This window comes from Streptomyces sp. NPDC101237, assembly GCF_044767465.1.
Lineage (GTDB): Bacteria > Actinomycetota > Actinomycetes > Streptomycetales > Streptomycetaceae > Streptomyces > Streptomyces gramineus.
In genome coordinates this window covers 1-11,539 of record NZ_JBIWNY010000045.1, presented here as the reverse complement: position 1 = coordinate 11,539, position 11,539 = coordinate 1, and the positions used below count along the sequence as shown (strand labels likewise).

The window sequence follows — 11,539 nt, the reverse complement described above, 5'->3', positions numbered from 1 at the left end:
ACGGTCCCCGTATGCGGAAGATACTCGTCGTGGGGGCCGGCCAGTCCGGCCTCCAGCTCGCCCTGGGCCTCCAGTCGCACGGCTACGAGGTCACCCTGATGTCGAACCGGACCGCGGACGAGATCCGCTCCGGCCGGGTCATGTCGACGCAGTGCATGTTCCACACGGCGCTGCAGCACGAGCGCGATCTCCAGCTGAACTTCTGGGAGTCCCAGGCCCCGAAGATCGAAGGACTCGGCGTCTCGGTCGCCGCCCCCGGCTCCTGGGGCGAGGGCCCCGCGGCCCGCGCGATCGACTGGGTGGGCAGGCTCGACGGGTACGCGCAGTCGGTCGACCAGCGGGTGAAGATGGCCGGCTGGATGGAGACCTTCGCCCAGCGCGGCGGCCAGCTGGTCATCCACGGCGCGGCGGTCGGCGACCTCGACTACTTCGCCCGCGCCTACGACCTGGTGCTGGTCTCGGCCGGCAAGGGCGAACTGGTCCAGATGTTCGGCAGGGACGCCTCCCGCTCGCCGTACACCGAGCCGCAGCGGGCCCTCGCCGTCGCCTACGTGCACGGCCTCGCCCCGCGCCCCGAGCACCCGGACTTCCACGCGGTCCGCTGCAACCTGGTCCCCGGCGTCGGCGAACTCTTCGTCATGCCGACCCTGACCACCTCGGGACCGGCCGACATCCTCTTCTGGGAGGGCGTCCCCGGCGGTCCGCTGGACGTCTTCAACGGCGTCAAGGACCCCTCGGAGCACCTCTCCCTGACCCTCGGTCTGATGGAGCGCTACACGCCCTGGGAGTACGCGCGGGCCGCCAAGGCCGAACTGACCGACGCCGGCGGCACGCTGGCCGGCCGCTACGCGCCCACCGTCCGCAACCCGGTCGGCCGCCTCCCCGGCGGCGGCCTGGTCCTCGGCGTCGCGGACGTGGTCGTCGCCAACGACCCGATCACCGGCCAGGGCTCCAACTCGGCGTCCAAGTGCGCCGCCGCCTATCTCGCCTCGATCCTCGAACACGGCGAGAAGGAGTTCGACGAGACCTGGATGCGGCAGACCTTCGACCGCTACTGGGACACCGCCCGGCACGTCACCAAGTGGACGAACGCGATGCTCGCCCCGCCGCCGGAGCACATCCTCAACCTGATCGGCGCGGCCGGCCAGCTCCAGCCCGCCGCCGACCGCTTCGCCAACGCCTTCGACGACCCGGCCGACTTCGAGAACTTCTTCTACGAGCCGGAGAAGACGAACGCCTACCTGGCGTCGGTCTCGGGGGCCTGACGGGACTCTGACCTGGGGTCCGGCTGTTGCCCTCGGTCGTTGTCGGTCGACGTCGGCTGTCCTCGGACGGCCCCCCGACGGCCCCGGATGATCGGGGCCGTCGGGGGGCCGCCGGCGCTCAGCTCCCTCGATGCGGACCACTGACCACCGGCGCCGTCTGCCTCGGCTTCACCCCTTGTCCGGTTTGCCCTTCTCCGCGCCTGGCCCATGCTTGGCCGGGTGCTCGCCGCCGGATCCGGGATCCTCGACCCTGTCCTTGGGCACCTTTTCGCCGTGACGGTGGCCTTTGTTGCCGGCCGGTTCAGGCCGCGGGACCCGAGCCGAGGGGGGCGCCGCCGGAGGTCGCCGCACGTCCCCGGCCGCTACGGCAGCGACCGTGGGGACCGGCTCCCCCTTCCGGGCAGGCATGGCGTCCCTGCCGGCGGTGGACGCGGCTACGGCAACCGTGGCCACCGGCTTCCCTGTCCGGGCAGGGGCGGTGGCGCTGTTCCCATGCTGGTGTTGGCTGCTGCCGGCGGACGCCGAGGCCTTCTGAGGGGTGGACGGGGTCGCGGACGCCCCCTGCTCGGTGGTGGCCTCGGAGCCCCAGGTCAGCGCCGTCATCCCGAGCGCTGTCACGGTGACCAGTGCTCCAACCGCGGCGAGTGTCCTCCTTCGAGGCCGAGAAGCCGATCGGCCCCCTTCCCCACGGGTGCCGCACTCGGAGCCGGGCTGTAGGCGGTCTGGTGGGCCACCTGCTGTCGTCGAAGCGCCGGCAGCCTCCCCGCTTCGCTGCAGCCTGGACAGGACTGCCGCGCACGTCCGCGCATCAGGGCGGTCCGCTGCCTCGATCGCGGTCATGGAGCCCAGGAGATCGCGTAGTTCCGCCGGCAGGCGCCTGGGTATCCGCGGCGGCCGGTGCAGCCGGGCGACCGCGGATTCCAGCGGCGTGCCCTCGTATTCCAGACGTCCCGTCAGGCACTCCAGCAGTACGAGACCGAGTGCGTAGATGTCGGCCTTCTGATCGACGCGACGGCCGGTGACCTGCTCGGGGGCCATGTATGCGGCGGTTCCCACGAGGGCGCCGTCCTGCGTGGACGCAGTGGCGTCGAGCGCCCGGGAGATGCCGAAGTCGGTGAGGTAGGGCCGGTCCTGTGCGTCCAGCAGGATGTTGGACGGCTTGACGTCCCGGTGCAGGACTCCCGCCCCGTGTACGTGTTCGAGGGCCTCGGCCAGCCGGATCCCGAGCTCGACCAGAGCGGGAACGGACATCGTCGTCTCGGTGATGTGCCCGCGCAGGGTGCTGCCTTCGACGAGTTGCATGACGAGAAAGGCCTGCCCGTCGTGGCGGCCCAGATCGAAGACGGTGACCAGCCCCGGATGGTGCAGGCGGGCCAGTACGACGGCTTCGTCCTCGAGCCGGTCCTTCAGGCCCGTACCGCTCTCGGCCCGGAAGATCTTGACCGCCACCGGACGGCCAAGCCGCAGATCCGTGCCACGGTAGACGTCCGCGGCCCCGCCGGCCCCGAGATGATCACCCAGCTCGTACCGACCCGCAAGCCTGGACGCCTGCGAGGGCTCAGGGATCGGGGTGTCCGCAAGGGCTGTCATTTCTCTCCCAGGGGCGCGGCAACATGGTTGCCGTACGGCAAATACTGATACCCCGGGTACCCGGGAACCGCGCCTCCTACCCGGCGGAAACAGCTGACCCACACTCTCCGCGGCATCGCGGTCGTCCCTGGTGCACCAAGGGCAGGTGCTGACCGCTGGGACGGCCCGTTGGACGGCCCGAGGCCCCTCTATGGGTGACATGGCAGAGGGAAGCTGCTGGCCGGGTTCAGAGGTTCGGGGCGCCGAAGCCCTCGTCCGGGCCCTCGGCGGCCGACGGCGGGAGCTTCGGGGGCGTGTAGCGGGGCAGGGGGCGCGCCCTCGGGTCCGGGCGGACGGCGCCCAGGATGGGGTTGGCCGCGATGGGGGAGACCTTGATCCGCGCGCCGGGCCGGGGGGCCTGGACCACCTTGCCGTCGCCGAGGTAGAGGGCGACGTGGGTGGCCTCGGGGAAGTAGACGACCAGGTCGCCCGGGCGGAGGTCGGTCAGCGGGATGTGCGGCAGCCCGGCCCACTGTTCCTGGCTGGTGCGCGGGATGGACGTGCCCGCGTGGTTCCAGGCCTGCTGCGTGAGCCCCGAGCAGTCGTACGACAGCGGTCCCGCCGTGCCCCACCGGTAGGGCTTGCCCAGCTGGTCCACCGCGTAGCGCACCGCGCGGTCGCCTTCCTGGGAGGGCGGCGGCGTGGTGGCGGCGAGCGCGCCGGACGTCGTCAGCCTGCGCTGGGCCGCGGTGACGCCGGCCTGTTCCAGGCCCGCCAGGGCGGTGAGCTGGTCCGGGGTGAGGGCGGCCAGCATGCGTTCCACGTCCGAGAGCCGGGAGCGCACCTCGTCGCGCTGCTTCTTCTGCCGTGCGGCGAGCGTGAGCCGGGCGTCCAGCGCGGTGCGGGCCCGCCGGGTCAGCTCGGACCGCTTCCTCTCGTCGTCCGCCAGCCGGTCCACCGTCCTGGCCCGCTCGCGCGCCAGCTGTCCGATGACATGGCCCTCGTCGAGCGCGTGCTGCGGGTCGCGGGCCAGGAGCAGCCGCAGGTACGGGGAGAGCCCGGTCGCGCTCTGGTACTGCTGCCGGGCCAGCCGGCCGGCGGCGGCCTCGCTGGTGTGCAGGGAGCGCCGGGACCCGGCCAGTTCGTCGTCCAGCCGGTCCACCTCGGCGCGCTGGCGCCGCAGCCGCTCCTCGGTCGCGTTGTAGGTCTCGGTGGCCTGTTCCGCCTGCCGGTACCGCTGCTGGAGGTCGGTCAGCAGCTCGGCCACGGGCCGCTCGGGGCCGGGCGCCGTGGGTGCGGCCGCCACCGGCGCGGGTGCGAGGACGGCCTGGGCCGCCACCGCGGCCGTACAGGCCAGGCGCAGGAACCTTCCTGACACGTCATCACCTCCGACACGGGACGGTCCGTCCGTTCCGCGTCGTGATAATCAGACATGTCGGCTTGATCTGTGCAGTGATAATGGGCTCATCGGACCAGCCGATTCACCCTTCCGTGTCGTACGGCTTCTTCGACCACGGCCACTTCGGGCCCGAGGCGCCGCCCTTGCCGGTCGGGTCGTACGCGTACTTCCAGCCCTGGGTCAGGCCCAGGCGCTTGCCGTGCCCGCGGGGGACGCGCCGGTAGACCAGCACGGTCGGGGGGCCGCCGTCCGGGTCCGGGACCGGGATGCGGTACGTCTTCGGGGGGTGGCCGGTCATGCCGAGCAGCACCGGGAGCACGCGCCCGTCCATGGGGCCGCCCTCGAAGGGGGTGTCCTGACTCTTCACGGCACCAGTCTCAGTCATCCGCCGCGAGGGCGTCGACGAGGGCGGCCGTCTGCGGGTCGCGGCGCGCGGTCACGCTCAGAACGGCGACGAACTGGTCCACCAGCCAGTCCCGCAGTTCGTCGACGGGCGGCTGCTTGTCCTCGTCGAGCCAGATCAGGGAGGCCGCCTCGACGGCGGTGATCCACATGCGGACCGTCATCCGCAGCCGAGGCCCGGGGTCGGTGACGCCGAGGTGGCTGAGGATGTGCCGCGCGGCGGCCCGCCGTACGCCGTCCACGATGGCCGTCGTCCGTGAGGTCTCCACCACGCTGCCGCCCTGGAGCAGGGCGCTGAAGCCGGCGTCGTGCTGGTCGACGAAGGCGAGGTAGCGGTCCAGGGCGCGGGAGAGGCGGGGCACCAGCGGGCCCTCGCGGGGTTCGTCGAAGCAGTGCTCCAGCTCCTCGGCGGCCGACCGGAGGGCGGCCTCGTAGAGCTGCTGCTTGCCGCCCGGGAAGTACCGGTACACCAGGGGGCGAGACACCCCGGCCGCCTCCGCCACGTCGTCCAGGGACACGTCCTCGGGGACGCGGTGCGCGAAGAGGGAGAGGGCCGCTTCGAGGAGCTGGCTGCGCCGCTCCTCGACGGACAGCCGACGGTAGGCGGGGGTGGCGGCCGAGGGGGTCATGCTCGCAGGGTAGCCGGTGTGCGGCAGGCGTCGGCCGGCCCGGCGGCGTCCGGGTGCGCGGCCGGCGGGGGCGGCGGCGGTGGCACGGGCCCGCACCCCTCCGGGCGGGCCGGTGCGGTGGCCCGAGGGGTGCGGGTGACCGTACCGGCGGCTCCGCCCTGCCGCGCCGTGCGCTCAGGCCAGCAGCCCGGAGCTCTTCCACAGCCGCCGGCCGGCTCCGCGCAGGACGCCGATGTCGTCCAGGAAGTCCGTCAGCTTCCGCGCGCCGTTCTGCATGACCTCCCGCCGGTGCCCGCTCGCCCGGACCTGCGCCACCGCCTCCCGGCGGTCCAGTCCCACGTTCGTGTAGACCTCGGGGTTCACGAAGGCCACCGAGAACACCCGCGCGAACTCGCCGGAGGTCAGCCGGGTGAACTCCTGGGACCAGCGGGGTGCCGTCAGCATCTGGTGGCGCAGCTCCTCGCGGGCGTACCGCACGTGCCGGGCCTCCTCGACCACGTGGATCCGGGTGACCCCGCGGACCAGCGTCTGCACCCGCTCGTCGGGGAAGGTCAGCCGCTGCATCCAGTCCAGGACCTCCTCGCCGAGCAGCGTGGCCGTGAAGGAGCCGGGCGTGGTCGAGATCGTCTTGAACAGGCGGCCCAGGTTCAGGTGCGCCCGGCCGACCGGGTACCAGGGGGCGTCACCGCGGGCTATCAGGCGCGCGAACATCTTCGAGTGCCGGCACTCGTCCTCGATCTCGGTGAGCGCGTAGCGCACGTGCGCGCTGGTCGCCGACTTGTCGTAGATGTGCCGCACCAGCAGCTGCATCAGGATCAGCTCGAACCAGATGCCGAGGGAGGCGAGCGCCGCGGCCTCGTGCTGGGAGAGCAGGATCCGCTGCTCCTCGGACATCCGCTTCCACATCGGGGTGTCGTAGAGCGACACCAGCTCCGGCGGCCAGAACCACTTGCCCTCCTCGAAGGGCGCGTCCCAGTCCAGCTCCTTGTCCGGGTCGAAGGAGTGTTTCGCGGAGGAGACGAGCAGCCGTTCGGCCACCTGCTCGCGGTCCTTGAGCAGGCCGAGCGCGTCGCGCAGTCCGTCGACCGCGTCCGCTTCCGTCAGGGTCGTCATGGCTCCCTCACCTCGTCACCAGGGGTGTGTCGTCGTTCGTTCTTATGAGACCGCTTGTCAGCAAGACGGTCAATCCCCCGCGCACGACTTGTTGACTCCGCGTCCGCCCCGGTTCAGAGCCCCAGCACCGCGCGCATCACCGCCCGGGCGATCGGCGCCGCGTCCCCGCCGCCGCTGATGTCGGCCCGGTCGGCCGCCGCGTCCTCCACCACGACCGCCACCGCGACCTTCGGTTCCACGTCGGTGTCCGCCTGCGCCCAGGACACGAACCAGGCGTACGGCAGCCCGGTGTTGCCGACACCGTGCTGCGCGGTACCGGTCTTGCCGCCGACCGTGGCGCCCCGGATCGCCGCGTTGGCACCGGTGCCCTCCTGGACCACGTCCGTCATCAGCTCCTTCATCCGGACGGCCGTGGCGGGACTCATCACCTGCCGGGCCGACCCGGCGCCGCCGGTGGCGACCGTCTCGCCGGTCCGCCGCAGGGTCCGCTCCACCAGGTACGGCGGGCGGGCCGTCCCGCCGTTCGCCACCGCCGCCGCGACCATCGCCATCTGCAGCGGAGTGGCGCGGGTGTTGTACTGCCCGATGGACGACAGCGCCAGCTGCGCCCGGTCCACGCTCGTGTCGAAGGTGCTCGGCACGGCGGCGAAGGGGACGCGCAGATCCTGGTCGTTGAAGCCGAACGCCTGGGCCGTCGCCGTCATGCCCGCGACCCCGACGTCCACGCCGAGCTTGGCGAAGACCGTGTTGCAGGACCACTCGAACGCCGTCCGCAGCGAGGCGTCCGCGCAGCCGTCCGCCTCGTTGGTCAGCCGGGTCGTGGTGCCCGGCAGCCGGTAGGGGTCGGGGGAGTCGGTCGGCGCGTCCAGATCGGTGATCACGCCCGTGTCCAGCGCCGCCGCCGCGGTCACCACCTTGAACGTCGACCCCGGCGGATACGTCTGCCGCACCGCGCGGTTGAGCATCGGCTTCTCCGGGTCGCCGTTCAGGCGCTCCCAGGCCGCGGTCACCGCCGCGCCGTTGCCTGACAGCTCGGCGGGGTCGTACGACGGGGTGGAGACCAGGGCCAGGATCCGGCCGGTCGACGGCTCGATCGCGGCCACCGCGCCCTTGCGGGAGCCCAGGCCCCGGAAGGCGGCCTCCTGGGCGTACCGGTTCAGGGTGGTGACGACGTTCCCGCCCGGGTACTGCTTCCTGCTGGTGTCGTTCCACAGCGGGAACGGCGCCAGCATCGGGTCGGTGCCGGAGAGCAGCGCGTCCTCGGCGTGCTCCAGGAACGTGGTGCCGTACAGCTGGGAGGCGAAGCCGGTGACCGGCGCGTACAACGGGCCCTGCGGGTAGGTGCGTTCGTAGCGGAGCTGCTCCTTGCTGTCCCGGGAGCCGGTGACCCGCTCGCCGCCGACCAGGATGTCGCCGCGCGGCAGGCCGTAACGGGCGATGCTGGTCCGGCGGTTGGCGGGGTTGTCGTCGTAGGCGTGCGCGCGGACCACCTGGACGCGGGCCGCGTTGACGAGCAGCGCGAAGAGCAGCAGGGCGCAGAAGGCACGGGCCCGCCGGATGTACCTGGCCATGCCGGTGTTCTGGCGGTCGCGCCGGCTCACGGGGCCACCCGCCCGTCGTAGTTTCGGCGCGCCGAGTCGCTCACCCGGATCAGCAGCGCCACGATCGCCCAGTTGGTGACCACCGACGAGCCGCCCTGGGCGAGGAACGGCATCGCCATGCCCGTCAGCGGGATGAGGCCGGTCACGCCGCCCGCGATGACGAAGACCTGGAGCGCGACGATCGAGGCCAGGCCGACCGCGAGCAGCCGGCCGAAGGGCTCGCGCAGGGCGAGGCCCGCCCGGTAGCCGCGCTCGACGAGCAGGCCGTACAGGAGGAAGATCGCCGACAGCCCGGCCAGACCGAGTTCCTCGCCCGCGGTGGCCAGGATGAAGTCCGACTTGGTGGCGAAGCCGATCAGGATCGAGTGGCCGAGACCGAGGCCGGTGCCGATCATCCCGCCGGCCGCGAACGCGAAGAGCGACTGCGCGAGTTGGTTCGGGCCCTGCCCGGCGTCGATGGACGCGAAGGGGTGCAGCCAGTCCTCGATCCGCCCGTGCACGTGCGGCTCCAGATGACCGACGGCGACCGCGCCCAGCACCGCGAGCAGCAGCCCCACCGCGATCCAGCCGGTGCGCCCGGTGGCCACGTAGAGCATGACGACGAACAGGCCGAAGAAGAGCAGCGAGGTGCCCAGGTCGCGTTCGAGGATCAGGACGCCGACGCTCACCAGCCAGATGGTGACGATCGGCCCGAGCACCCGGCCGGTGGGGAACTGCATGAACCACAGCCGGCGGCCGGCGTAGGCGAGGGCGTTGCGGTTGGCGGCGAGATAGGCGGCGAAGAACACCGCGAGCAGCACCTTCGCGAACTCGCTCGGCTGAATGGAGAATCCGGCGATCCGGATCCAGATCCGGGCGCCGTTGACGGCCGGGAAGAAGATCGGGAGCAGCAGCAGGACGAGCGCGGCGGCGACGCAGACGTAGGAGTAGCGCTGGAGGATGCGGTGGTCGCGCAGCATCAGCACGACCATGATGAACAGGCCGACGCCCAGGGTGGACCAGACGAGTTGGGCCGGGGCCGCCCGGTCGCCCGGCGTCTGCAGGTCCAGGCGGTAGATGAGGACCAGGCCGAGTCCGTTGAGCAGGACGCCGATGGGCAGCGGCAGCGGATCGGCGTAGGGCGCGCGGAAGCGTACGGCGAGATGGGCGACGAGGGCGAGGACGCCGAGGCCGGCGCCGTAGCCGGCGGCACCGGGCGGGACGGTGCCGGTCCGGGCCAGGCCGACCGCGCAGTATCCGTACACGGAGAGCAGGACGGCGAGCACGATCAGGGCGAGTTCGATGCCGCGGCGCCGGGGGAGACGTACGGCGGCGGGCGGGGCCGCGGACGCCGTGAGGGTGGTTCCGGCCTTGGTCATGTCCGGAACTTACCCACATAGTGCGAGTTGTGTGCTTTGTTGGCTCGCGCCAGCGTGGCGTGGGCCGGGGTGGCTCGGGAGGTGTGCCACGCACCTGCCGGTGGGGGCTTGTCGCGCAGTTCCCCGCGCCCCTTCAGGGCACGGGGGTGGCCGGGGAGGTGTGGCACGCACCTGCCGGTGGGGGCTTGTCGCGCAGTTCCCCGCGTCCCACCCCTAAGGGAGCGTCAGGACCGCCATCGCCCCGCCGTCGATCGCGTTCCCGAACGACAGCCGCGCGCCCAGCACCTCCGCCTGTCCGACCGCGATCGTCAGTCCCAGCCCGTGCCCCTTGCTCCCGCCCTCCGTGCGGAACCGCTGGGGCCCGTGCGCCAGCAGGTACCCGGGAAAACCGCTCCCGTGGTCCCGGACGGTGACCTCCTTGCCCTCCACCGTCAGCACCACCGGCGCCCGCCCGTGCCGGTGCGCGTTGGCGACCAGGTTGCCCAGCACCCGTTCCAGGCGCCGCCGGTCCGTCTCCACCCACACGTCCCGCACGACCTTCACCTCGGTCTCCGTCCCCGAGGCCCGCACCACCCGCTCGGCCAGCGCGCCCAGCGCCTCCGTGTCTGTCTCCAGCAGCTCCCGCCCCGTGTCCAGGCGGGAGATCTCCAGCAGGTCCTCGGTGAGCGTGCGCAGCGCGGCGACCCGGTCCCGCACCAGTTCCGTCGGCCGGCCCTCGGGCAGCAGTTCCGCCGCCGCGTGCAGCCCGGTCAGCGGTGTCCGCAGCTCGTGCGCCACGTCCGCGGTGAAGCGCTGCTCGCTCAGCAGCTTGCTCTGCAGCGACGCGGCCATGCCGTCCAGCGCCGCGGCGACCGCGGCCACCTCGTCCTGCGGCCGGGTCGGGTCCTTCGTCAGCGGATCGTGCACGCGCGCGTCCAGGTCCCCGGCGCTGATCCGCCGCGCCACCCGCGCGGTGCCGTGCAGCCGCCGCGTCACCCGGGTCACCGCGAACGCGCCGACCAGCAGCGTCGCCCCGATGGCCAGCGCCGACGACCACAGGATGGAACGGTCCAGGCCCGCGATCGTACGGGCCTGCTGCGAGTAGTCGACGGCCACCGCGAGCGCCCGGCCGTGGTCGGCCGGGCCCGCAGCCCACATCGTGGGGCGGCCGTCGTCCTCGGCGACCATCGTGCCGCGCTTCCCGGCCACCGCCAGCGTCCGCAGCCGCGTCGGCAGCCCCGCCGGATCGATCGCCGAGCCCGGCACCAGCGCGTCGCCCGCCTCGTACGCGGTCGTCGCGTCCGCCAGCCGGGACAGCGCCTGGTCGCGGGCCTGCGTGACGGTCTGCCCGGTGACCGACACGTGCACGAGCCCGCCGAGCAGCGCGGCCAGCGCACAGCACATCACCGTGATGAACGCGGCCGACTTCACCGCCAGCGTCCCGGCCCGGCGCGGCAGCCTCATCGCGCGCCCGCGGAGGCCGAGGGCGCCGGCGAGTGGCTGTGCCGGGCCTTGCCGGTGCGCAGGAACTCGTCCCGGGAGAACACCATCGCCTTCCGCTCCGGGTCCCACTCCCAGGTCGTCCGGTACTCGTACCCGCTGATCCCGGCCGGCGACCGCACGATGACCGCGCGCCCGGCCAGCTCGACGCCGATGATCGCGTCGTCGTCCTCCAGCACCTGCACCAGGCGGTGGTTCTCGACGGTGTACACGCGCAGCGCGGTCTGGTTGGTCGGATACAGCCGGAAGCCGAGCGTCAGCTCGTCCCGCCCGTCCCCGGTCAGATCCCGGTAGTACGGCTTGAGCAGCGGACACCCCGCCCCGCCGCCCCCGGCCGTGCAGTCCTGGATCCGGTTCACGGTCTCGTGGTAGGCGCCCTTGGACCCGTAGTCCGCCGTCTTCGCGGCGATCTCCGCCCGTACGACGGCCACCGGGTCGACCTCGCGGATGTCGTCGCCGGGGACCGTGACGCCTTTCACGGGCCGCGCGCTGCCCTCGTCATAGGGCCAGGCCGGACTGGACGCCGGCCGCAGGTCGGGCCAGAGCTTCACGGGGCTGATCGCGGTCGGGGTGGCTCCGGCCTCCTGGAGTCCGCCGGAGTCGCCGCAGCCCGCGGCCGCCGGCGCCCCCCGGGCGGGGGGGGGGGCGGCGGCGGCGGGAACCAATGGGACGCCGGGGGGGGCGCGGGTGCAGGGGGGGTGGGGGTGTTTGGGGGGCCGAGGGG

Annotated in this window: 10 protein-coding genes; 1 reads left to right on the top strand and 9 read right to left on the bottom strand. The window is 72.9% G+C overall.

What is annotated here, in order from left to right:
• Positions 1–11: 11 nt before the first annotated feature.
• Complete coding sequence (locus ACIRQ9_RS38440; protein WP_404184845.1) at positions 12–1,265, top strand: styrene monooxygenase/indole monooxygenase family protein; 1,254 nt, start codon at positions 12–14, stop codon at positions 1,263–1,265.
• Positions 1,266–1,433: 168 nt separating this feature from the next.
• On the opposite strand, the gene ACIRQ9_RS38435 is transcribed toward ACIRQ9_RS38440, so the two are convergent.
• The 9 genes from ACIRQ9_RS38435 to ACIRQ9_RS38395 form a co-directional block, all read right to left on the bottom strand.
• The gene (locus tag ACIRQ9_RS38435) at positions 1,434–2,855 is read right to left on the bottom strand and encodes a protein kinase (RefSeq protein ID WP_404184842.1); all 1,422 of its coding nucleotides are present in this window, start codon (positions 2,853–2,855) and stop codon (positions 1,434–1,436) included.
• A 226-nt stretch (positions 2,856–3,081) separates the two neighbouring features.
• Positions 3,082–4,212: an NlpC/P60 family protein gene (locus tag ACIRQ9_RS38430; protein WP_404184839.1), complete on the bottom strand. Its 1,131-nt coding sequence runs from the start codon at positions 4,210–4,212 to the stop codon at positions 3,082–3,084.
• Between the two features lie 103 nt (positions 4,213–4,315).
• Positions 4,316–4,600 (bottom strand): hypothetical protein, encoded by a 285-nt coding sequence (locus tag ACIRQ9_RS38425; protein WP_362175523.1) that lies wholly within the window; start codon positions 4,598–4,600, stop codon positions 4,316–4,318.
• 10 nt (positions 4,601–4,610) lie between these two features.
• Complete coding sequence (locus ACIRQ9_RS38420; RefSeq protein ID WP_404184836.1) at positions 4,611–5,264, bottom strand: TetR/AcrR family transcriptional regulator; 654 nt, start codon at positions 5,262–5,264, stop codon at positions 4,611–4,613.
• A gap of 174 nt (positions 5,265–5,438) precedes the next feature.
• The gene (locus ACIRQ9_RS38415; RefSeq protein WP_404184833.1) at positions 5,439–6,377 is read right to left on the bottom strand and encodes a diiron oxygenase; all 939 of its coding nucleotides are present in this window, start codon (positions 6,375–6,377) and stop codon (positions 5,439–5,441) included.
• Positions 6,378–6,490: 113 nt separating this feature from the next.
• Positions 6,491–7,948 carry a penicillin-binding transpeptidase domain-containing protein gene (locus ACIRQ9_RS38410; protein WP_404184830.1) on the bottom strand — a complete coding sequence of 486 codons (1,458 nt, stop codon included), beginning with the start codon at positions 7,946–7,948 and terminating at the stop codon, positions 6,491–6,493.
• Between the two features lie 26 nt (positions 7,949–7,974).
• On the bottom strand, positions 7,975–9,336 hold the full coding sequence (locus ACIRQ9_RS38405) for an FtsW/RodA/SpoVE family cell cycle protein (protein ID WP_404184827.1): 1,362 nt from the start codon (positions 9,334–9,336) through the stop codon (positions 7,975–7,977).
• A 213-nt stretch (positions 9,337–9,549) separates the two neighbouring features.
• Positions 9,550–10,779 carry an ATP-binding protein gene (locus ACIRQ9_RS38400; RefSeq protein ID WP_404184824.1) on the bottom strand — a complete coding sequence of 410 codons (1,230 nt, stop codon included), beginning with the start codon at positions 10,777–10,779 and terminating at the stop codon, positions 9,550–9,552.
• A complete protein-coding gene (locus ACIRQ9_RS38395) occupies positions 10,776–11,480 on the bottom strand; it encodes a hypothetical protein (protein ID WP_404184821.1) in 705 nt (234 codons plus the stop codon). The genes ACIRQ9_RS38400 and ACIRQ9_RS38395 overlap by 4 nt, the downstream gene beginning before the upstream one ends.
• Positions 11,481–11,539 lie beyond the last annotated feature (59 nt).

Bases quoted from the DNA above. Each gene is read 5' to 3' on its own strand.
- ACIRQ9_RS38440 (WP_404184845.1), top strand. From the start codon at position 12: ATGCGGAAGATACTCGTCGTGGGGGCCGGCCAGTCCGGCCTCCAGCTC.
- ACIRQ9_RS38405 (WP_404184827.1), bottom strand. From the start codon at position 9,336: ATGACCAAGGCCGGAACCACCCTCACGGCGTCCGCGGCCCCGCCCGCC.
- ACIRQ9_RS38410 (WP_404184830.1), bottom strand. From the start codon at position 7,948: ATGGCCAGGTACATCCGGCGGGCCCGTGCCTTCTGCGCCCTGCTGCTC.
- ACIRQ9_RS38435 (WP_404184842.1), bottom strand. From the start codon at position 2,855: ATGACAGCCCTTGCGGACACCCCGATCCCTGAGCCCTCGCAGGCGTCC.
- ACIRQ9_RS38400 (WP_404184824.1), bottom strand. From the start codon at position 10,779: ATGAGGCTGCCGCGCCGGGCCGGGACGCTGGCGGTGAAGTCGGCCGCG.
- ACIRQ9_RS38420 (WP_404184836.1), bottom strand. From the start codon at position 5,264: ATGACCCCCTCGGCCGCCACCCCCGCCTACCGTCGGCTGTCCGTCGAG.
- ACIRQ9_RS38415 (WP_404184833.1), bottom strand. From the start codon at position 6,377: ATGACGACCCTGACGGAAGCGGACGCGGTCGACGGACTGCGCGACGCG.